Below are 20,987 nucleotides of genomic sequence, written 5' to 3' on the forward strand. Positions count from 1 at the left end.
TCTCCTTATACGCCCTGGCCAGGTTCAACTTTACGAACCTGCATGGCATCTTCTGGCCTGCGATAGACCTGTTCTGCGATTACCTGTTTCTTGACACCCGGACGCTGACGGTGGGTGAGTACAATCGCACCAATCATGGCCACCAGCAGGATCATGCCTGCCGCCTGAAACAGATAGACATATTTGGTGTAAAGTAATCCGCCCAATTGTTCCGTATTCGTCTTATCGCTCATTTCAGCGACAGGGGCTGCTGAAAGCTCCAAAGCTTCAGGAGAGAGGGTCCAGCCACCAACGACAAGGATCAGCTCTACCATTAGGATAAGACCGATCAGGGCGCCAATTGGCAAATACTGTAAAAAGCCCTGCCGCAGTTCGGAGAAGTTGATGTCCAGCATCATCACCACGAACAGGAACAGAACAGCGACCGCGCCCACATAGACCACGACTAGGATCATGGCCAGGAATTCTGCTCCTAAAAGAACAAACAGAGCCGCGGAATTGAAAAAAGCCAAAATAAGGAAAAGAACCGAATGCACCGGATTCTTTGACGCAATCACCATAAAAGCTGATGCGACGGTAATGGCGGCAAATAGATAGAAAGCAAGCGATGCGATAATCATTACTTTCCTCCCCCCTTTGATGCTGTTGTCGAGATGATCACAGGATCCACAATTCTCATCCTATCTTAACGGTACTGCGTATCGATGTTCAGGTTCTGAGCAATTTCCTGCTCCCACCGGTCACCGTTCGCCAGAAGTTTATGTTTATCGTAAAAGAGCTCTTCACGAGTTTCTGTTGCAAACTCAAAGTTCGGCCCTTCAACAATTGCGTCAACCGGGCAGGCTTCCTGACAAAAACCACAATAAATACACTTGGTCATGTCAATGTCGTATCGGGTTGTCCGACGACTGCCGTCCTCTCGCGGTTCTGCATCAATTGTAATGGCTAGTGCCGGACACGCGGCTTCACACAATTTACAAGCAATACAGCGTTCCTCGCCATTTGCGTATCTGCGAAGGGCATGTTCACCACGGAAACGCGGGCTCAACGGACCTTTTTCATAAGGGTAGTTGATCGTCGCCTTGTTTTTAAACATGTAGCTAAAGGTTTTCGCCATGCCGGAGACGATTTCCCCCAACAATAAGCTACGTGCCTGTTTGTCAATAAAGCCCATAACGATATAGCCTTTTTTTACTTCGAGTTTGGCTCGCATCCAGTCAATCGGATGGAGCCGTTATTTCAAACTGCAAGCTGCCTTATGGCACCATGTCGAACGCAACAAGAAATCCTGCGGTTGCCACAACCCAGAACAGAGATAATGGCAAAAACACTTTCCAGCCCAGTCGCATCAATTGGTCATACCGATAGCGCGGCAATGTTGCCCGCACCCAGATAAAGACGAACAGCAACAAGGCAACTTTCAAAGCGAACCAGATAATCCCGGGCACCATATTGAATGGTGCAATATCCACAGGAGGCAGCCAGCCGCCAAGGAACAGAATGGCGCAAATGCCGCTCATCAGGATCATGTTCATGTATTCGCCCAGGAAGAACAGTGCGAATGCCATGGATGAATATTCTGTCTGATAACCAGCAACCAGTTCAGCTTCTGATTCCGGCAGGTCAAACGGATGCCTGTTAGTTTCCGCCAGAATGGAGACAAAAAAGATGATGAACATCGGGAAATGAGGAAGGAAGTACCAACCCAGTATTCCGCCGCCTTCCTGCGCTTTCACCACATCTGACAGATTGAGTGAACCAACACACAACAGCACCGTGATAATCACAAACCCGATGGAAACTTCATAGGAAACCATTTGCGCAGCTGAGCGCAAAGCGCCCAAAAACGGGTAACGGGAGTTGGATGCCCAGCCGGAGACGATAATGCCATAAACACCCAAAGATGAAATGGCAAACAGATACAGAACCCCAACATTAATGTCAGAAAGAACCATGCCTTCATCAAAGGGAATTACTGCCCATGCAATGAGTGCCAGCAAAAATGTGATCATTGGCGCAAGCAGGAAGAGGAACTTGTTAGCCCCTGTGGGGATAACCGTTTCCTTGAAGAACAGCTTCGCCCCGTCAGCAAATGGCTGCAAAAGTCCCATGAACCGACAACGTTCGGCCCACGGCGCAACTGCATTGCTCCCATAACTTTGCGTTCATACAAAGTCAGGTACGCCATGGCGACCAGCATCGGCACCACGATCAGCAAAATTTTACCAACTATGATAAGTGTTGGCAGAAGATATTGATCCCAGAACTCAACCATTTGTACCGGTCCCTTCTTCGCCATTTGCCACAAATGCAGCGCTGCATTCAGCCATAATGCCGCTGGCACGCGAAATGATATTGGTCAGGTAATTATCTTTTATCGGATTGACGAAAGGTGCATCACCCGCTGGTGCGGCCGAGCCAAACTCACCCCATTCAGCAACAGTGACTTCATCAATACTCGCAAAACTCGGTGCGACTTCAACCATTTTGTCCCGCAATTGACCGATCGTATCGTATGGCAGTGTTTTACCGCACTTATCAGATAGTGCCCTGATGATAGCCCAGTCTTCGCGGGCATCTCCCGGAGCATGAACGGCTTTAAAACCTTGCTGGACACGCCCTTCAGTATTGACCCAAAGAGCATCCTTTTCCGTGTAGGCAGCGCCTGGCAGAATAACATCCGCTACATGAGCGCCGGCTTCACCGTGACTGCCTTGATAAATGACAAATGTTTTTTCCAGCTTCGCGGTGTCAATCTCATCAGCACCTAGCAGGTAGACAACTTCCACCTCGCCAGATTGCGCAGCATTCAATATACCCGCAACGTCCCGGCCCCCCTCGCCTGGGATAAGTCCCAGATCAAGCCCGCAACACGTGCCGCTGCCGTATGAAGAATATTAAAGCCGTTCCAGCCGTCACCGACCATGCCAAAATCATCAGCAATTTTTTTGCACAGTCCCAGAACTGCCTCACCGTCTTCGCGGGCAAGAGCTCCCTGCCCGACGATAATCATTGGGCGTTTGGCAGCTTTCAAAGTTTTTGCAAAAGAATGACTACCGGAAGCGACTTCACCAAGAGTTGCCGGCCCAGCCCCGAGATATTCGTGAGCATAAGACAGATCAGCCTCTTCACCGATCAACGCGATTGGGAAATTCCCGCGCTTCCACCGCTTGCGAATGCGAGCGTTAAGGAGTGCGGCTTCAACGCGTGGGTTTGATCCAACGATCAAAAGCGCGTCAGCGTCATCAATTCCAGCAATTGTACTGTTAAACAGATAAGACGCACGTGGAGCCGCTGGCAATTTTGCGCCATCCTGACGACAATCGACACTGGTAACTTCCAGTGAGTCCATAAGATCTTTCAGCGCTTTCATGCTCTCGCTACAGGCCAGATCACCTGAAATCGCGCCAATTTTTGATGCTTCTGTTTCAGTAAGCTTCTTTGCAACCACTTCAAGGGCTTCATCCCAGCCAACAGGCTGCAGCTTACCGTCTTTTCTGACATATGGTGTGTCGAGACGCTGGCGTTTCAGTCCGTCATATGAGAAACGGGATCGGTCTGACAGCCACTCTTCGTTCACATCTTCGTTCAGGCGTGGCAGAATTCTCATCACCTCAGCGCCTTTGGAATCAATGCGAATATTCGCACCGACCGCATCCAGCACATCGACACTTTCCGTCTTGCGCAGCTCCCAAGGGCGCGCCGTAAATGCATATGGTTTGGACGTCAATGCGCCGACCGGACACAGATCAATAATATTACCTGAAAGTTCGGAATTCAGAGACTGTTCCAGATAGGTCACAATTTCCGTATTCTCGCCCCTGTTCAGTGCACCAAGCTCATCAACACCAGCAACTTCAGTCGCAAAACGCACGCATCGGGTACAATGGATGCACCGGGTCATGGTCGTCTTGATCAGCGGGCCCATATTCTTTTCTTTAACGGCGCGCTTGGTTTCAAGATATCTGCTGTTCCCGGAACCATAAGCCATCGACTGGTCCTGCAAATCGCATTCACCACCCTGATCGCAAATCGGGCAATCAAGCGGATGGTTGATCAGCAGGAATTCCATAGCCCCTTCACGGCCATTTTTAACTTTTTCCGTGTTGGTGTGGATAACCATACCATCACCCGCTGGCATCGCGCAGGAAGCCACCAGTTTTGGTGCTTTTTCCATTTCAACAAGGCACATGCGACAGTTACCCGCAATGGATAACCGTTCATGATAACAAAAGCGTGGAATTTCAGCCCCGGCTTCTTCACAAGCCTGAAGAACTGTTGCTCCATCTTCTACAGTGACTTCAACACCATCAACCGTAAGTGTCGGCATATTTCGCTCCTTATAAGTCGCGTGCCAATCAGGCCGCTTTCACGGCTTTTCTATTCTTAATCCGCTCTTCGATCACTGGACGGAAGTGACGGACCAACCCTTGAATTGGCCATGCAGCCGCGTCTCCAAGAGCGCAGATAGTATGACCTTCGATGCGTTTGGAAACATCGATCAACATATCGATTTCTTCCAAATCTGCCTCACCTGAGACAAGTCGCTGCATCACGCGCCACATCCAGCCGGTTCCCTCCCGGCATGGTGTACACTGACCGCAACTTTCGTGTTTGTAAAAGTGTGACAGGCGTTCAATCGCAGCGATCACATCTGTGGATTTATCCATAACAATCACCGCAGCAGTCCCCAGACCACTTTGCACGTCGCGCAAACTGTCAAAATCCATCAACACAGTGTCGCAAATTTCTTTGGGCAGTAACGGTACTGAAGACCCGCCGGGAATAATGGCCAAGAGATTGTCCCAGCCTCCGCGAACACCACCTGCGTGTTTTTCAATGAGTTCCTTCAGCGGAATTCCCATTTCTTCTTCAACATTGCAGGGTTTATTCACATGCCCGGAAATACAGAACAGCTTGGTGCCGGTGTTATTGGGTCGTCCCAGACCTGCAAACCAGTCCGCGCCCCTGCGCAGAATTTCAGGTCCAACGGCAATACTTTCAACGTTATTCACAGTGGATGGGCAACCCCAAGCACCGACGTTCGCAGGAAATGGAGGTTTCAGTCTTGGCTGACCTTTATTTCCTTCAAGGCTTTCAATGAGGGCTGTTTCTTCACCGCAAATATACGCGCCGGCCCCACGATGAACATAGATATCGAAATCATATCCACTACCGCAGGCATTCTTGCCAAGAAGACCATCAGCGTAAGCTTCCTGAATGGCTTCGTTCAAATGAATGGCTTCATTCACAAACTCGCCGCGAATATAGATATAGGCAGCAATGGCCCGCATGGCGAAACCGGCTACCAAGCATCCTTCAAGCAGGCGATGCGGATCAAAGCGCATAATTTCCCGGTCCTTGCAGGTACCCGGCTCAGATTCATCGGCATTCACAATCAGGTAGTTTGGACGACCATCTGATTCTTTGGGCATAAAAGACCATTTCAAACCGGTCGGGAAACCCGCACCACCGCGGCCACGAAGACCACTTGATTTGATCTGCTCAATAATTTCGTCCTGTCCAATTTCCAACAGCTTTTTGGTATTGTCCCAAACGCCGCGTTTCTTGGCACCCGCCAGACGCCAGTCATGCTGACCATAGAGATTGGTAAAAATACGATCCTGATCCTGCAGCATTACGCATCCCCTCCCTTTTCGAGCAACGTTGTCTGACCGCCTTCTGGTGCAGAGTTCAGACGCTCGATCTGTGGGCCGTGAGGTGGAACCTCATCCTTGGCCAGTTTATCCAGTAACGCTTCAAAATTATCCGCATTGAGGTCTTCATAAAAATCGTCGTTCACCTGAACTACTGGCGCATTTACACAAGCCCCAAGGCATTCAACTTCCAACAAGGTGAACTTGCCATCTTCAGAAGTTTCACCGTTATGAATACCCAGTTTGCTCTCACATACCTTGACCAGATCGTCGCAACCGCGAAGCCAGCAAGGTGTCGTACGACAGAGCTGAAGGAAATATTTTCCAACAGGCTTCAAATTGTACATTGTATAGAAGCTGGCCACCTCAAGCACACGCATGTAAGGTACGTCCAGAAACTTCCCTACATATTCAATGGCTTCTTTTGACAACCAGTTTTCATTTTGACGCTGGGCGAGATCCAACAAAGGCATCACCGCACTTTGCTGGCGACCTTCGGGATATTTGGCAATAAAGACTTTCGCCTTTTCCACATTTTCAGGCGTGAATTCGAATGCCTTGCCTGTCGCAATTACCTGACTCATCGGTCTACCTCACCGAACACAATATCCAAACTTCCCAGGATGGCTGACGCATCGGCCAACATATGACCCCTTGTCAGGAAATCCATTCCCTGCAAATGGGCAAACCCGGGCGCGCGAATTTTACAGCGATATGGTTTACTGGTTCCATCGGAAACCAGATACACACCAAATTCACCTTTTGGTGCCTCAACCGCTGTGTATGTTTCTCCTTCCGGAACCCGAACACCTTCAGTGTAATGCTTGAAGTGGTTAATCAAGGCTTCCATAGAGGTTTTCATATCGGCGCGACGCGGCGGCGCAATTTTTGGATCTTCCGACAAAACAGGCCCCTCAGGCATCTTGTCCAGACATTGCTCCATAATTTTCAGCGACTGACGCATCTCTTCCATGCGCATCAGATACCGATCATAACAATCGCCGTTCAATCCAACAGGAACATCAAAATCCAGCTCTGCATAGACATCATAAGGCTGCGCTTTACGCAAATCCCATGGCAGTCCGGTAGAGCGCAACATGACGCCGGAGAATCCCCAGGCCATCGCCTCTTCCTGAGTTACAACTCCAATATCCACGTTCCGCTGTTTAAAGATCCGGTTTTCAGTCAGCAGTGTTGAGATATCCTCAAGAACCTTGGGAAATTCCGAAATAAATTTCCGAATATCATCCGCAAGTCCTGCTGGCAGATCCTGATGCACACCACCAACACGGAAATAGGCCGCATGCATGCGTGCACCACTAACCCGTTCGTAAAACTCCATCAGAGTTTCACGTTCAACGAATCCCCATAGCATCGGTGTCGTAGCACCAACGTCCATGGCTTGCGCACATACATTCATCAAGTGATTCATCAATCGTGAAATTTCAGAATACAGAACCCTGATGAATTGTGCGCGACGAGGAACTTCACATCCCAAAAGCCGTTCAGCCGCCAATACAAACGCATGCTCTTGCGCCATTGGTGCAGAATAATCAAGCCGATCAAAATAAGGCATTGCCTGCATATAAGTCTTGTGCTCGATCAGCTTTTCCGTACCACGATGCAGAAGGCCGATGTGCGGATCAACGCGCTCAACCAACTCACCGTCAAGCTCCAGCACCATACGAAGCACACCATGAGCCGCAGGATGCTGCGGGCCAAAGTTAAGCGTATAGTTTTTGATTTGAACTTCGGCCATTAACTTTGCTCCGTCGCTTTTTCATCGCCGGGCAGAACATATTCTGTTCCCTCCCAAGGGCTCTGAAAGTCAAATTTGCGAAATTCCTGAACCAGTGAGACCGGCTCATAAACGACCCGTTTTTCATCTTCGCTATAGCGCATTTCCACATGCCCCGTCAGCGGGAAGTCTTTGCGCAAAGGATGCCCATCGAAACCGTAATCGGTCAGCATCCGGCGAAGGTCCGGGTGGCCTGAGAACATAATGCCGTACATATCCCAAGCTTCCCGCTCAAACCAGTTTGCAGTTGGGAATAAAGAGACAACGCTAGGCACAGGCGTGCGCGCATCTGTCTTCAGTTTAACCGTCACTCGCTGATTATGCTTCAGGCTAAGCAGGTTATACACGACGTCAAAGCGCTGTGGGCGTTCCGGATAATCGACACCACACACATCACATAGCACCTGAAACTTGCACGATGAATCATCGCGCAAAAAGACTAGAACCTTTTCAATCGCATCCGCACGAACTTCCACGAAAAGTTCACCATGCGCGATCTTGGTCTCTATCACCTCGGTTGAGAGCTCGCCCTCAATATGTGATGCGAGTTCACTTAATGCGTTTTCCATAAGCCTTCCGATCACCGTTCGTTATCTGACAAAAGTGCCTGTACGGCGGATTTTTTTCTGCAACTGGAAAATCCCATATACAAGCGCTTCGGCAGTTGGAGGACATCCGGGGACATAAATATCAACCGGAACAATCCGGTCGCATCCACGAACAACAGAATATGAATAGTGATAGTAACCACCACCGTTAGCACAGGACCCCATGGAGATCACATAGCGCGGCTCTGCCATCTGGTCATAAACCTTGCGAAGTGCCGGAGCCATTTTGTTTGTAAGCGTACCAGCAACGATCATCACATCGGATTGCCGAGGGCTACCGCGCGGAACAACACCCAGACGCTCCATATCATAACGGGGTTGCCAAGCGTGCATCATTTCAACCGCACAGCAGGCAAGACCGAAAGTCATGGGCCATAATGAGCCTGTACGCGCCCAGTTGACCAGCTTGTCAACCTGCGTCACGACAAAACCCTTATCGTCCAGCTCGCTCGCTATACCTTTGAAAAATTCGTCCTGTTCACCGCCCAAAACAGTTTCTGCGGGAACATTTTCAGCAGAAGTTACTCCCATTCCAGAGCTCCCTTCTTCCATTCATAAATAAAGCCGACCGTCAGGATCCCAAGAAACACCATCATGGACCAGAAGCCGAACAATCCAATATCACCCAGCGACACGGCCCATGGGAAAAGGAAGGCAACCTCAAGGTCAAAAATAATGAACAGGATGGCAACCAGATAGAAACGGACATCAAACTGGTTACGTGCGTCATCAAATGGCTCGAACCCACATTCGTATGGAGAGAGCTTTTCGGCATCCGGATGCTGTTTGGCTACAATCATGGAGGCAAACACAATTACCCCTGAAAGACCGATTGCAATGCCCAGAAAAATAAGAATGGGCAAGTATTCTAAAAGTAATGCTTCCATTATCGACAATAACCGCGCCTCAGTCTTAAATCAGTCTGACCAGATTGCGGCACTCCCTCTAGCTCTGTTTGTGCGCATTATAGTGTGGGTTATAAGGAAAAAAAGGCATTTAGCAACAAAATTTCGCCAAATTCTTTCACCTGTTTAAACCAAGCAACAGCTTTAGTTCGATCACGTTAAGTTATTGTTAATTATACGGAGAATTTCAGCGGGGAAAGTGGCGGGAGTGACGGGACTCGAACCCGCGGCCTCCGGCGTGACAGGCCGGCGCTCTAACCAACTGAGCTACACCCCCGCTGTGAGGCCGTGTTTTATTGAAGGAGGCCTCACCTGTCAAGCAACATAAATGCAAAAATGAAATAATTTTTACAGTCATTTTCGTTTTCGCTGAAAACTGCCATTTTCCGACGTAAATTCTTGTCGTTATTTTTCAAAATCATCCCAAATTCTGGCACTTCGACAAACGAAAATTAAAAATTTAGATTTGGTTCGGGTCAAATCACCGAAAAAATTTTGAATCAAACAAGATGACTGCTCACGTATCCAACATTCGATTCAGAAATTCATACGCCAGAATTCAGTTTCTATAAATTAAATTAAATTAATAAATTCAATAAGATAGTCGAATCAATTTGAACAGGGATTCAGAATCAATTGTTTGATATCGCCGGTAATTCGAAACCAAAACACGAAGTCGGATTTATGCCTAACGCCTGATCCGGCCGTTTGGAGTATTTCGCGCGGAAAGCAGGTTCGGTGTTTTTTTAAGGAATACCCCTTAAACAGCAAAAGGCCCGCAAATTGCGAGCCTTTTGTGCTGTAATGGTGGGTGATGAGAGATTCGAACTCCCGACCCCCTCGGTGTAAACGAGGTGCTCTAACCAGCTGAGCTAATCACCCGTAGCGTTGTGCGAGGCAGTGTATAACAGGCCAAAACACTAAAGGGAAGACAAAAAAAGAGGCCAGACCAATTTTTTTTGATCTGACCTCTTTTGTAACAAGTAAACGCCTTGAAATTAGCCGTTTACAGCGTCCTTAAGACCTTTACCGGCCTTGAATTTTGGCTGTTTTGACGCAGCGATCTGGATAGTTTCGCCAGTCCGTGGGTTACGGCCTTCGGAGGCTTTTCTTTCAGCTACGCTGAAAGTACCAAATCCTACCAGGCGAACATCATCACCTTTGGCAAGTGCAGAAGTTACCGCATCCAGAACAGCATCCACGCTCTTAGCTGCTTCAGCTTTACCAAGTCCGGAAGTTTCAGCCACTGCGGCAATGAGATCGTTCTTATTCACTATAAGCCCCCTTCAAGTTTTCAAAATACATTATGTTGTTCAATTCATATCAACAAAAGACGCTAGAATACTAGAAGCGACCGATCACATGGTCAAAGGGAAATTTCAATTTATCCCCAGTTTTCTGCGCATTCAGGCGGCCTTTTGCTAAAATTTTAGTGAGTTGTCACACCATCAGTGGATTTTTGCGCTGATGCTGCACTTGCGAGCTCCTGCGCGAGGCGCTCCTCACTCCAATCGAGAGGTTCTAGGGGTTTTGTCAATGCAACCTCTAACACCTCCGAAACTTCAGATACTGGAATAATTTTCAATCCCTCTTTCACATTGTCGGGAATCTCTTCCAGATCCTTTTCGTTATCTTTCGGAATCAGGACAGTGCGAATGCCGCCCCGCAATGCGGCAAGCAGTTTTTCCTTCAATCCGCCAATTGGCAGAACCCGACCGCGTAAAGTCACTTCACCTGTCATGGCAACATCCTTGTGAACCGGGATATTCGTCAGCACAGAAATGATTGACGTCACCATCGCGGTACCAGCAGACGGACCGTCTTTGGGTGTCGCGCCTTCGGGAACATGCACATGAATATCATGACGATCAAAGTCTGTTGGTTTCACACCCATTTCAAGGCAGCGTGACTGCACGAAGCTTTTTGCCGCCTGTACAGATTCCTGCATGACGTCGCCAAGCTTGCCAGTGATTTGCATCCGACCTTTACCGTAAAGTTTCACGGCTTCAATTGTCAGCAACTCACCACCAACTTCCGTCCAAGCCAGACCTGTTACAAGCCCAACCCTGTCTTCTTCTTCGATTTCGCCAAAGCGGAATTTACGCACACCAGCGAACTCTTTCAGGTTTTCTGGAGTGACATGAATTTCAGTTTGCTCGCCAGATACCAGAAGTTTCACAGCTTTACGCGCAAGCTTCGCCAGTTCACGCTCGAGACTACGAACACCAGCTTCGCGGCAGTAATAGCGGATCAGGTCCCGAATGGCATCATCAGTGATAGACCATTCTTTAGCCTTCAAACCATGATTTTTCATCTGTTTTTTGACCAGATGACGTTTGGCGATTTCGACTTTTTCATCTTCGGTATAACCGGAAAGCTGAATGATTTCCATGCGATCACGAAGAGGACCAGGCATATTGAGTGAGTTTGCCGTGCAGATAAACATGACTTCTGACAGGTCATACTCGACTTCAAGATAATGGTCCGCAAAATGCGTGTTCTGCTCTGGATCGAGCACCTCCAGCAATGCAGAAGATGGGTCACCGCGGAAATCGTTCCCCAGCTTGTCAATCTCATCAAACAGGAACAGAGGATTTATGGATTTTGCCTTCTTCATGGACTGAACGACCTTGCCCGGCATGGATCCGATATAGGTCCGTCTGTGTCCTCGAATTTCAGCTTCATCCCTGACACCACCGAGGGCAACGCGAACAAAGTTGCGGCCCGTTGCTTTGGCAACAGATTGCCCAAGTGACGTTTTACCAACACCAGGAGGGCCAACCAGACAAAGGATTGAACCCTGATTTTTGCGTACCCGCTGTTGGACAGCCAGATATTCAAGGATCCGTTCTTTCACTTTTTCAAGTCCGTAATGATCATCATTGAGGACTTTTTCAGCAAGCTTGAGGTCTTTTTTCACACGTGTGCGTTTACCCCAAGGAATTGACAGCAGCCAATCCAGATAATTCCGTACAACGGTTGCCTCTGCTGACATTGGGCTCATATTGCGCAGCTTTTTCATTTCCTGCTGGCATTTTTCAAGCGCTTCTTTTGTCAGTTTGGTTTTCGAGATCCGCTCTTCAAGCTCACTCAGCTCATCGCGGCCATCTTCCCCCTCACCCAACTCTTTCTGAATGGCTTTCATCTGCTCATTCAGATAATATTCGCGTTGGGTTTTCTCCATCTGGCGCTTGACCCGGCTGCGGATTTTCTTTTCAACCTGCAGTACACCGATCTCTTCTTCCATCAGGCTGTAAACGCGCTCCAACCTTTCGGCTGCGTTATCAATCTCAAGAAGTTCCTGTTTCTCAGCAATCTTGAGAGCCATGTGGGACGCCATTGTATCAGCAAGCTTGGATGGCTCATCGATCTGATTGAGGGAGACCAGAACTTCAGGTGGCACCTTCCGGTTCAGCTTCACATACTGCTCAAACTGGGCGATAACAGAACGAGCGAGCGCTTCCAGCTCTGCATTATCCTCATCATCTTCGGAGATGATTTCAGCATGAGCCTGGAAAAATTCTTCATTCGGAATAAAGCTGTTGATCTTCGCGCGTTCAACACCCTCAACCAGCACCTTGACTGTACCGTCAGGCAATTTCAACAACTGCAATACTGACGCAACGGTACCAACTTTGTGGATGTCTTCCTCACCCGGGTCATCCTTGCTGGCATCTTTTTGTGCAACCAGAAGAATTTGCTTGTCATCATTCATGACATCTTCCAACGCACGAACTGATTTATCACGCCCAACGAAGAGCGGAACAATCATGTGCGGGAAAACCACAATGTCGCGTAAGGGAAGAACTGGAAAAATTTGAGACTGTGATGTTTCGTTCATCTTGTTGCCTTCTCGGCCGATTCCCACAAGCATGACTTGGCTATGGCGAAACCGGTCCTCATGGAAAACTGCCGGAGGAGGAACCTCCTCCGGGAAATTATTATTTACGCACTGCTGCTCGCATCCTTGCGATCAGCATAGATATAGAGCGGCTGGCCCTCGCCGGCGACAACATCGCCATTGATGACAATTTCCTCAACCGCTTCTACAGTCGGTAAATCATACATAGGTTCAAGAAGAATACCTTCAAGTATTGACCGCAGGCCACGAGCACCTGTTTTACGCTCAATTGCTTTTTTCGCAATGGCTGACAAGGCATCTTCAGTGAAAGTGAGTTTCACATCTTCCATGTCGAACAGACGCTGATATTGCTTCACCAACGCATTTTTCGGGCTGGTCAGGATTTCAATGAGAGCATCCTCATCCAGATCTTCAAGCGTTGCGATTACCGGCAAGCGACCAACAAATTCTGGAATCATACCAAATTTAGTCAGATCATCAGGTTCGACGTCTTTCAACAACTCACCTGTCTTGCGATCATCCTCACTTTTGACTTCGGCACCAAAACCAATTGTTGTATCACGCCCGCGGGAGCTGATGATTTTATCAAGCCCGGCAAACGCACCACCACAAATAAACAGGATGTTGGTCGTATCCACCTGCAGGAATTCCTGCTGTGGATGCTTGCGTCCACCTTGCGGTGGAACTGAGGCAACCGTACCTTCCATAATTTTCAGCAACGCCTGCTGAACACCTTCACCGGATACATCTCGAGTAATGGATGGATTATCCGATTTGCGGCTAATCTTATCGACCTCGTCAATATAGACAATACCCCGCTGGGCACGTTCAACATTGTAGTCTGCAGACTGCAGCAATTTGAGAATGATATTCTCAACATCCTCACCCACATACCCTGCTTCGGTCAATGTGGTCGCATCTGCCATGGTAAATGGAACATCCAGGATACGTGCCAGCGTCTGGGCCAGCAATGTCTTACCGCACCCGGTAGGTCCCACCAGCAAAATATTTGATTTTGCCAGCTCGACATCATCGGATTTGGAGCTGTGATGCAGACGCTTGTAGTGGTTGTGAACAGCTACAGACAATACCTTCTTGGCATGTTTTTGCCCGATCACGTAATCATCAAGAACCTTGTTTATTTCAGCAGGCGTTGGAACGCCATCACTGGATTTCACCAGTGTGCTCTTGTGTTCTTCGCGAATAATATCCATGCAGAGTTCTACGCATTCATCACAGATGAACACTGTCGGGCCGGCAATCAGTTTGCGCACTTCATGCTGGCTCTTGCCACAGAATGAGCAATACAGGGTATTTTTCGAATCTCCGCCACTCAGTTTGGTCATAGACACTCCAATATTTCGTTGGACTTTCCATATTAGCCATCGAATTCGGCCTGAACAACAAGAATGTTAATTTCTTGTCCGTTTACCTTAAACAGGCCTTGGCTAACAAGCCCCTTGAGACCAATTCTAGTCGAATTAGCCTCAACAATCCGTTAACAGTCATCACCTTTAATGACCATAAATTTCACAGTTTGGTGAAATCAGTACGCAGCCTAGCTTTTCTTTGTCTTGCCATCATCCGTATCCGGACGTTTGGAGACAACCTCGTCAATCAGGCCAAACTCTTTTGCTTCTTCAGCGGTCATGAAGTTATCACGTTCCATAGACCGCTCGATGACTTCCAGTTTCTGCCCGGTATGCTGAACATACAGATCATTCAGACGCGCACGGACTTTCAGAATTTCCCGTGCCTGAATTTCGATATCTGTCGCCTGCCCCTGTGCACCGCCAGAAGGTTGATGGATCATCACTCGTGCATTTGGAAGCGCAAAACGCTGCCCTTTTGTTCCGGCGGTCAGCAAAAACGACCCCATTGACGCCGCCTGACCAATACAAACTGTTGAAATTTCAGGCTTGATGTATTGCATGGTGTCATACATTGCAAGGCCCGAGGTTACAACACCGCCCGGCGAGTTAATATACATATTGATTGGCTTGTTTGGATTTTCCGCTTCCAGAAACAGGAGCTGCGCGGTTATCAGACTGGCCATGCCGTCATGCACCTGTCCAGTGACAAAGATAATCCGTTCTTTCAACAAACGTGAGTAAATGTCATATGAACGCTCACCCCGCGCGGTTTGCTCCACGACCATGGGAATAAGGGTGTTCATATACGTATCAATCACATCAGCCATTATGCGTTTTCCTCAAAAAAAATAGGTGGTCATTTCAATGTGCACATTGCCGCTGAAATTTCCACCTATTAAACTGAAAAATTTTATTTTTTTGAAGAATTAATCGTCTGACTTCTTCGCTGCCGCCTTTTTTGGAGCTGCTTTTTTCTTCGCAGCAGGCTTCTTCTCAGCATCATCCTCTTTTTTGGCAGCTGCCTTCTTCTTCGGTGCAGCTTTCTTTTTAGCTGCAGCCTTTTTCTTAGGCTTGGCTTCCGCTTCTTCAGGATCAGCAGTCAGTTCTTCGAAAGAGACTTTCTTTTCTGTCACTGTCGCCAGCTCAGCAATAAAGTCGACAACCTTGTCTTCAAAGATAGGTGCGCGCAATGAATTCTGCATTTCCGGGTTCTGCTGGAACATCTGGAATACCTGCTGTTCCTGCCCCGGATAGTTACGAGCCTGTGCAAGCATTGCCTGCTGCACTTCTTCGTTCGTGACATCAATGTTGTTCAGACGACCAACTTCGGCAAGAACAAGCCCCAAACGAACACGACGTTCGGCAATCGCCTGATATTCAGCCCGTAGTTCTTCTTCAGACTGATCCTGGTCTTCCAGTTTTTCACCGGTGCGTTCCAGTTCTTTTTCGAACTGTTCCCAAATGCTGTTGAATTCTGCTTCAGCCATTCCAGGAGGCACTTCAAAATCATGCATATCAGCAAGCGCATCAAGCATGCTCCGCTTCAATGTCTGACGTGACAACTGGTTGTAATCTTCCTGAATACGGTTTTTGATATTTTCTTTCAGCGCATCCAGACTTTCCAAACCAAGCTTGGTAGCAAACTCGTCGTTGATTTCAACATCGGCCGCTTCCTGCACTTCATGAATGGTGACAGTAAAGACAGCTTCTTTACCGGCCAGATGCTCAGCACCATAATTTTCGGGGAACGTTACGGTTACATCAACTTCTTCGCCGCCTTTATGACCGATAAGCTGCTCTTCAAAACCAGGAATAAACTGACCAGAGCCAAGCTCGAGCTGGTGACCTTCGGCACTACCGCCTTCAAAAGCTTCACCATCAACTTTACCCACAAAGTCAATCAGAAGGGCATCACCTTCTTTGGCTTTACGGTTACGAGCAACTTTCTTGAAGTTTTTCTGAGATCCGGCAATCTGCTCAAGCGCTTCGTCAACCTTTGAATCTTCAACTTCTGCAACCTGCTTTTCAAGCTTCAGCTTGGAAAAGTCACCTGGCTCAAAGTCTGGCATGACTTCAACTTCAATGGTGAACTCAAGGTCTTGGCCTTCATCGAATTTGGTAATTTCGATTTTGGGCTGCTGGGCTGGACGAAGGTCATTGTCGTTCAGGACAGATTGACTGGCTTCGTTCACTGTACCTTCCAGGATTTCACCCATAACATTACGGCCAAAACGCTGGCGCAGAATGTTCATTGGAACTTTACCTGGACGAAAACCCGGCAGGCGAACCTGTGCGCCAACCTCAACCAGCTTTTCTGTAACTTTGCCTTCAATTTCTGCCGCTTCTACAACGACTGTGAAATCACGTTTCAGCCCTTCAGAGCTTGTTTGAGTAACCTGCATGAACGAGTGCCCGTCAGTTTCGTTTATATTAACCTGTAACAGCGAGAGGCCTTCCACAGCCTGTCGCAAAAATTTGGTGCGGGTAGAGGGAGTCGAACCCCCACACCAAAGGTACTGGTACCTAAAACCAGCGCGTCTACCAATTCCGCCATACCCGCATATATCCGATCACTTCACTAAAGCGATCATTTCCCAGTGCCGATTTTCACCGCTTCACACTAGGAGCGGCGTTCTATAGCACAACAATTCCGGCTGTGCATAGGGTAATTCTCATCATTCGGGAAAGAAATATCAAAATCTTTGAAAAAACAGTAGTTTTATGCGGGTTTCACAACACCAGAATGCTGTTGAAAATACGCAAAAAACAAAAAAGCGATCCAAAATGACCGCTTTTTAGAACATTCCGCCCCCCAGCGGATTAATTTACACGAAAATCTTTCGCAAAAGTATCCATGGCCAGAACTCTCACCCCTTGCGGCTCTTTATAACAAGAGCCAATAACAGTTCTTTCATAATGAACGTGCGAAATCCCCTGATCGTCTTCTGAAATGTAAAGGACTTTTGCTTCTTCCTGTGCATTGACCATCATATTCCGATGGAACACGGAACCTCGCGATATTTTGTCCTTTAAATCTATTTTCCTGAACAGCATTTTGTACCCAACCAATCAAAAAAATCCTCTATACCCTTCATTCATATAGGAAAAAAGTAAACAAACCCTTTACAGTTGAATTACCGGTTAAGAGATACAAACTCGCTAAAATTTGATGTTAATTCTCCCATTATCCGAGGAAGGACAACTTCGATATCTTCTGCGATCATTCCCGGCCCCAATCGAAGCCCAGCATCCCCGTGTATCCAGACCGAACTGGCTGCGGCTTCAAACGAACTTTTCAGGCAAGCTAGCAAGCCGCAAACAATACCCGCCAGCGCATCTCCAGATCCAGCAGTCGCCAGCCAAGGGGAAGAATGAGTGTTGAGAATAACGCGGCCATCGGGTGAGGCCACAACGGTAGTGGCCCCTTTTAGGATAATAACGGCACCGCTACTTTGCGCTGCGGCACGCGCGCGCTCAAGCGCGTTTCCCTCAAAATCAAACACTCTTTTGTATTCTGCCTCGTGGGGCGTCATGATTACGGCCCCACCCTTTTTAGCCCGAATTAAAGTAAACAACTCCTCTGGGTCATTTTGAAACACTGTGATGGCATCCGCATCCAAGACGACACAGGCATCCGTCTTTAACGCTTCAACAACAAATGCTCTAGTTCTGTCAGTAACTCCATTGGCAGGCCCGATCAGGATCGAATGAATGCGTTTTTTTTCTATGAACTCTTTCAAATCATCCGCAGAATCCAGTGCACTCACCATCACGGCTTCCAATGCTTGCGCATATACAAGCAGCGAAGAGGGCGCACACAGCAAAGTCGCAGCACCCGCCCCGGCTCTCAAAGCCGTTCTGGCGGCAATACGCGCAGCACCTGTCTGAGAAATCCCACCTCCGACAATGGTGCAATGCCCTCGGTCATACTTATGCCCGGTAATTGCGGGAGCGTTGAAGTAATCCCCCCAAAGCTCTGGGCTGTTCTCAAAAATATGAACGTCCAGAGCTTCCAGAACGTGATCCGATATCCCAATATCTGCAACCACTAAACGTCCACAATGCAATCTTCCCGGATAAAGCAAATGTCCCGGTTTTGCTTTAAAAAATGTTACTGTCATGGCCGCACGTGGTGCACCAGCTGCAATCTCCCAGTAGTACCATTGACACCGCTTGGTACATCAACAGACACAATCGGAATATCCTGCTGTGCCGCTTCTTCAAAAAAAGCGGCCAGTTCATCGGGCAAAACTCCTTTAAAACCAGCACCAAAGACTGCATCCACAATCAGTGCAAAATCTTTCACGCCTTCCCTCGGCAGTGAAGCAAGCGCAGGCAAGCTCGAGCATTTGTCGCGCATCAGGCTGGCATCTGGCCCCAGTTTCTCATTTCCGCAAACTTCTACTATTGTTACAGGCCAGCCATCTTCAAAAAGTTGGCGGGCGATAACATATCCATCTCCACCATTATTGCCGGGCCCACACAGGATCAATACAGGGCATTTATCCCAATGCTCGCAAATATGTGCAGTTACAGCACTTCCAGCATTCTCCATAAGCTGGGCACCACTAATCCCGGCTGCCATCGCACACCTGTCCGCTTCATACATTTGCTCCGTCGTGAGAATGGCACTCACCAGTTCCTCCTATCCCAGAAGATCAAGATTTGGTCTTATTTGACTTGCTGAACATGCGTTTTCAAATGCAAGTGCTGCAGATAACACTTTCGTATCTTCATGCATGGGCCCAACGATTTGCAAACCAACCGGCAAGCCATTGCTAGCTACTCCGCAAGGTATGGAGCAGGCTGGCTGCTGTGTCAGATTGAACGGGTAGCTAAAGGGTGTCCAATCGACCCAGTCATCTGCTTCAGCGGCACCTTTCACTTCAGGCCCAAGACGGCCTGCTTCGAAAGCTGTAACAGCAACAGAAGGGGTTAAAAGCAGATCATAAGTCTGATGGAACTCTCTCATAAGCCCCCCAAGTTCTGCGCGGGCAACTGTGGCGTCAAAATAATCAGCCATAGAAATCCTTGATCCACGCTCCACGACTTTGCGAAGCCCCGGATCCAATAAGGACAGCGCTTCATCTGACGCATCTTTAAGCGCAAACCAGGCACCACTATGCCAGAGAGTTGCAAAGGTCTGTAGCGGACTTTCAAAACCGGGATCCACTTCTTCGACCACTGCACCCAACCCCTAAAGACATCGACCGCCTGTTCAACCAGCTTAAGGACCTCACTGTCTACCTTGGCATATCCAAGCGTAGCGCTATAAGCAATCTTTCTACCTTTTAAATCGGCCGGCGTTATTTCCCGATATTTGTCATCCGTATTAGGCAAGGCGTACCAGTCCCTGCTGTCATAGCCTTTCATCACATCCATCATCAGGCAGGCGTCGGATACTGTTCTTGTCATTGGCCCCACATGTGAAACGGTCCCAAACGCAGATGCGGGCCAAACGGGCACGCGACCGAAACTGGCTTTATAGCCAAATATTCCGGTCAGTGCCGCGGGGATGCGAATGGATCCCCCTCCGTCAGACCCAGTATGGAGCACACCCATACCCGCCGCACAGGCTGCAGAAGCACCCCCACTTGACCCACCGGGCGTTTTATCCGAATCCCAAGGATTTCGCGTAATGCCGCTTAATGGGCTGTCTGTTACCCCTTTCCAGCCAAACTCTGGCGTTGTCGTTTTGCCAATGAAAACACACCCATGCTCCCGCAATCTTGCAACAGCCGGGGAATCACTTTCCCATTGCCCCGCAGGGTCAACCAAGCGGGATCCTTTTAAGGTTGGATAGCCTTTCATGAGCATGATGTCTTTTACTGTTGTTGGAACACCATCCAATAATCCCAAAGGCTCCCCTCGCCGCCACCTGTCTTCCGACTGTCTGGCAGAAGCCAGTGCGGCGTCAGGATCGGTAAAGACAAATGCATTTAGAATGTGATCGTATTTTTCAATTTGATCGAGCGCCGCGCGTGTTGCCTCCACCGGCGAGATTTTCCCTTTTTTATACCCCTCAAGAAGATCCACCGCTGAAATGAATGCTAGATCGGTCATAATTCCCCCTTGTTTTTGTTGTTGAGAAAACTCTAGCCCCCTGATACCCATGTTTCAAGAAATGCCTTTATTCTGCCATCAGTAATTACCATGTTGCAGAGTTATCTGTGGAACAGTCGGAACGAAATTTTTCATGTCGCTTAGAAAAAAGATCGAAAATCTTCGGGACAACGTCAAAATTCCCGAAAGCAAGACACAGCGTTTCTTTCTTGGATGGGGGCTTGTGTTTGGTGGAATTTTTGGCTTCCTGCCGGTTGTTGGCTTCTGGATGTTACCACTGGGCATCATGATCCTGGCTGTCGACTATTCATTCGCCCGTCGCCTTAAACGCAAAACAAAAGTCTGGTTGGGACGTATGAGCCAGGAAAAGGGTGACGATAACGGTGACAGTCCAGCTAAAACTGGCAAAGGCGAGCTCAAAAACCACTAAATTTTGACAACAAAAAACCCCGCACAAGGCGGGGTTTTTGATGGGGCGAATGACCGGGATCGAACCGGCGACCTCCTGAGTCACAGTCAGAAAGTAATCCTTTAGAATCAATGAGGTTTTACAGGTTTCACGGTTTGTTCACGGTCAATAGAATCAATGACTTACGAGCCTAGTGTAAAACCTTTTCCGCATGATATAGTGGCAGAATCATGAAGGATCAAGACATTCAATACCTCATAGACGGAGGGTTTATTTTAAGGCCGCTGTGTAATGCTTGTGGGCATTCAGGAG

19 protein-coding genes, 3 tRNA genes and 2 pseudogenes are annotated in these 20,987 nt (G+C 48.4%); 1 reads left to right on the forward strand and 23 read right to left on the reverse strand.

What is annotated here, in order from left to right; all coding sequences use genetic code 11:
• Nucleotides 1–5: 5 nt before the first annotated feature.
• From JCM23214_RS11200 to JCM23214_RS20420, 23 genes and pseudogenes are all read right to left on the reverse strand, one after another.
• A complete protein-coding gene (locus JCM23214_RS11200; protein ID WP_025899019.1) occupies nt 6–620 on the reverse strand; it encodes an NADH-quinone oxidoreductase subunit J in 615 nt (204 codons plus the stop codon).
• Between the two features lie 65 nt (nt 621–685).
• Nucleotides 686–1,174: an NADH-quinone oxidoreductase subunit NuoI gene (gene nuoI / locus JCM23214_RS11205; RefSeq protein WP_025899020.1), complete on the reverse strand. Its 489-nt coding sequence runs from the start codon at nt 1,172–1,174 to the stop codon at nt 686–688.
• 82 nt (nt 1,175–1,256) lie between these two features.
• Nucleotides 1,257–2,275: pseudogene (gene nuoH / locus JCM23214_RS20400) on the reverse strand (NADH-quinone oxidoreductase subunit NuoH).
• A pseudogene (gene nuoG / locus JCM23214_RS20405) lies at nt 2,268–4,330 on the reverse strand (NADH-quinone oxidoreductase subunit NuoG). Before nuoG ends, nuoH begins: the two co-directional pseudogenes overlap by 8 nt.
• Nucleotides 4,331–4,358: 28 nt before the next feature.
• Complete coding sequence (nuoF, locus tag JCM23214_RS11220; protein ID WP_025899021.1) at nt 4,359–5,639, reverse strand: NADH-quinone oxidoreductase subunit NuoF; 1,281 nt, start codon at nt 5,637–5,639, stop codon at nt 4,359–4,361.
• A complete protein-coding gene (nuoE, locus tag JCM23214_RS11225) occupies nt 5,639–6,241 on the reverse strand; it encodes an NADH-quinone oxidoreductase subunit NuoE (RefSeq protein WP_025899022.1) in 603 nt (200 codons plus the stop codon). Before nuoE ends, nuoF begins: the two co-directional genes overlap by 1 nt.
• Nucleotides 6,238–7,416: an NADH-quinone oxidoreductase subunit D gene (locus JCM23214_RS11230; RefSeq protein ID WP_025899023.1), complete on the reverse strand. Its 1,179-nt coding sequence runs from the start codon at nt 7,414–7,416 to the stop codon at nt 6,238–6,240. Before JCM23214_RS11230 ends, nuoE begins: the two co-directional genes overlap by 4 nt.
• Complete coding sequence (locus JCM23214_RS11235; RefSeq protein WP_025899024.1) at nt 7,416–8,024, reverse strand: NADH-quinone oxidoreductase subunit C; 609 nt, start codon at nt 8,022–8,024, stop codon at nt 7,416–7,418. The genes JCM23214_RS11230 and JCM23214_RS11235 overlap by 1 nt, the downstream gene beginning before the upstream one ends.
• A 21-nt stretch (nt 8,025–8,045) precedes the next feature.
• The gene (locus JCM23214_RS11240; RefSeq protein ID WP_051548136.1) at nt 8,046–8,594 is read right to left on the reverse strand and encodes a NuoB/complex I 20 kDa subunit family protein; all 549 of its coding nucleotides are present in this window, start codon (nt 8,592–8,594) and stop codon (nt 8,046–8,048) included.
• Nucleotides 8,585–8,950, reverse strand: a complete 366-nt coding sequence (locus JCM23214_RS11245; protein WP_025899026.1) for an NADH-quinone oxidoreductase subunit A — start codon at nt 8,948–8,950, stop codon at nt 8,585–8,587. Before JCM23214_RS11245 ends, JCM23214_RS11240 begins: the two co-directional genes overlap by 10 nt.
• 218 nt (nt 8,951–9,168) lie before the next feature.
• Nucleotides 9,169–9,245: transfer RNA gene (locus JCM23214_RS11250), tRNA-Asp, on the reverse strand.
• Between the two features lie 528 nt (nt 9,246–9,773).
• Nucleotides 9,774–9,850: transfer RNA gene (locus tag JCM23214_RS11260), tRNA-Val, on the reverse strand.
• Between the two features lie 116 nt (nt 9,851–9,966).
• Nucleotides 9,967–10,242, reverse strand: a complete 276-nt coding sequence (gene hbs / locus JCM23214_RS11265; RefSeq protein ID WP_025899027.1) for a non-specific DNA-binding protein Hbs — start codon at nt 10,240–10,242, stop codon at nt 9,967–9,969.
• Nucleotides 10,243–10,397: 155 nt separating this feature from the next.
• Nucleotides 10,398–12,809 (reverse strand): endopeptidase La, encoded by a 2,412-nt coding sequence (lon, locus tag JCM23214_RS11270; RefSeq protein ID WP_025899028.1) that lies wholly within the window; start codon nt 12,807–12,809, stop codon nt 10,398–10,400.
• A 104-nt stretch (nt 12,810–12,913) separates the two neighbouring features.
• Entirely contained in the window at nt 12,914–14,176 is a 1,263-nt protein-coding gene (clpX, locus tag JCM23214_RS11275) for an ATP-dependent Clp protease ATP-binding subunit ClpX (RefSeq protein ID WP_025899029.1), read from the reverse strand.
• A gap of 212 nt (nt 14,177–14,388) precedes the next feature.
• A complete protein-coding gene (gene clpP / locus JCM23214_RS11280) occupies nt 14,389–15,030 on the reverse strand; it encodes an ATP-dependent Clp endopeptidase proteolytic subunit ClpP (protein ID WP_025899030.1) in 642 nt (213 codons plus the stop codon).
• Between the two features lie 99 nt (nt 15,031–15,129).
• Complete coding sequence (tig, locus tag JCM23214_RS11285; RefSeq protein WP_025899031.1) at nt 15,130–16,605, reverse strand: trigger factor; 1,476 nt, start codon at nt 16,603–16,605, stop codon at nt 15,130–15,132.
• Nucleotides 16,606–16,679: 74 nt separating this feature from the next.
• A tRNA-Leu gene (locus JCM23214_RS11290) sits at nt 16,680–16,763 on the reverse strand.
• Between the two features lie 260 nt (nt 16,764–17,023).
• Nucleotides 17,024–17,209: a hypothetical protein gene (locus JCM23214_RS11295; protein ID WP_148301849.1), complete on the reverse strand. Its 186-nt coding sequence runs from the start codon at nt 17,207–17,209 to the stop codon at nt 17,024–17,026.
• Between the two features lie 128 nt (nt 17,210–17,337).
• A complete protein-coding gene (locus tag JCM23214_RS20415; protein WP_051548137.1) occupies nt 17,338–18,324 on the reverse strand; it encodes an NAD(P)H-hydrate dehydratase in 987 nt (328 codons plus the stop codon).
• A complete protein-coding gene (locus tag JCM23214_RS22480; RefSeq protein ID WP_148301850.1) occupies nt 18,321–18,839 on the reverse strand; it encodes an NAD(P)H-hydrate epimerase in 519 nt (172 codons plus the stop codon). Before JCM23214_RS22480 ends, JCM23214_RS20415 begins: the two co-directional genes overlap by 4 nt.
• Nucleotides 18,840–18,848: 9 nt before the next feature.
• Nucleotides 18,849–19,226: an amidase family protein gene (locus JCM23214_RS24565; protein ID WP_199899535.1), complete on the reverse strand. Its 378-nt coding sequence runs from the start codon at nt 19,224–19,226 to the stop codon at nt 18,849–18,851.
• Nucleotides 19,172–20,266, reverse strand: coding sequence for an amidase family protein (locus JCM23214_RS20420; protein WP_199899536.1), 1,095 nt, complete (start codon nt 20,264–20,266; stop codon nt 19,172–19,174). The genes JCM23214_RS24565 and JCM23214_RS20420 overlap by 55 nt, the downstream gene beginning before the upstream one ends.
• Before the next feature lie 133 nt (nt 20,267–20,399).
• On the opposite strand from JCM23214_RS20420, the gene JCM23214_RS22485 reads away from it, so the two are divergent.
• Entirely contained in the window at nt 20,400–20,696 is a 297-nt protein-coding gene (locus JCM23214_RS22485; RefSeq protein WP_025899033.1) for a PGPGW domain-containing protein, read from the forward strand.
• Nucleotides 20,697–20,987: the final 291 nt, after the last annotated feature.

It is taken from the genome of Sneathiella glossodoripedis JCM 23214 (assembly GCF_000616095.1).
GTDB lineage: Bacteria > Pseudomonadota > Alphaproteobacteria > Sneathiellales > Sneathiellaceae > Sneathiella > Sneathiella glossodoripedis.

What these genes read in the sequence shown, in the direction of transcription:
- JCM23214_RS20420 (WP_199899536.1), bottom strand. Translation starts at nt 20,266, where the DNA reads ATGACCGATCTAGCATTCATTTCAGCGGTGGATCTTCTTGAGGGGTAT.
- JCM23214_RS11230 (WP_025899023.1), bottom strand. Translation starts at nt 7,416, where the DNA reads ATGGCCGAAGTTCAAATCAAAAACTATACGCTTAACTTTGGCCCGCAG.
- JCM23214_RS11240 (WP_051548136.1), bottom strand. Translation starts at nt 8,594, where the DNA reads ATGGGAGTAACTTCTGCTGAAAATGTTCCCGCAGAAACTGTTTTGGGC.
- nuoI (WP_025899020.1), bottom strand. Translation starts at nt 1,174, where the DNA reads ATGGGCTTTATTGACAAACAGGCACGTAGCTTATTGTTGGGGGAAATC.
- JCM23214_RS24565 (WP_199899535.1), bottom strand. Translation starts at nt 19,226, where the DNA reads ATGGCTGATTATTTTGACGCCACAGTTGCCCGCGCAGAACTTGGGGGG.
- JCM23214_RS22485 (WP_025899033.1), top strand. Translation starts at nt 20,400, where the DNA reads ATGTCGCTTAGAAAAAAGATCGAAAATCTTCGGGACAACGTCAAAATT.
- JCM23214_RS11235 (WP_025899024.1), bottom strand. Translation starts at nt 8,024, where the DNA reads ATGGAAAACGCATTAAGTGAACTCGCATCACATATTGAGGGCGAGCTC.
- clpP (WP_025899030.1), bottom strand. Translation starts at nt 15,030, where the DNA reads ATGGCTGATGTGATTGATACGTATATGAACACCCTTATTCCCATGGTC.
- nuoE (WP_025899022.1), bottom strand. Translation starts at nt 6,241, where the DNA reads ATGAGTCAGGTAATTGCGACAGGCAAGGCATTCGAATTCACGCCTGAA.
- tig (WP_025899031.1), bottom strand. Translation starts at nt 16,605, where the DNA reads ATGCAGGTTACTCAAACAAGCTCTGAAGGGCTGAAACGTGATTTCACA.
- JCM23214_RS20415 (WP_051548137.1), bottom strand. Translation starts at nt 18,324, where the DNA reads ATGACAGTAACATTTTTTAAAGCAAAACCGGGACATTTGCTTTATCCG.
- JCM23214_RS11245 (WP_025899026.1), bottom strand. Translation starts at nt 8,950, where the DNA reads ATGGAAGCATTACTTTTAGAATACTTGCCCATTCTTATTTTTCTGGGC.
- JCM23214_RS11200 (WP_025899019.1), bottom strand. Translation starts at nt 620, where the DNA reads ATGATTATCGCATCGCTTGCTTTCTATCTATTTGCCGCCATTACCGTC.
- clpX (WP_025899029.1), bottom strand. Translation starts at nt 14,176, where the DNA reads ATGACCAAACTGAGTGGCGGAGATTCGAAAAATACCCTGTATTGCTCA.
- nuoF (WP_025899021.1), bottom strand. Translation starts at nt 5,639, where the DNA reads ATGCTGCAGGATCAGGATCGTATTTTTACCAATCTCTATGGTCAGCAT.
- lon (WP_025899028.1), bottom strand. Translation starts at nt 12,809, where the DNA reads ATGAACGAAACATCACAGTCTCAAATTTTTCCAGTTCTTCCCTTACGC.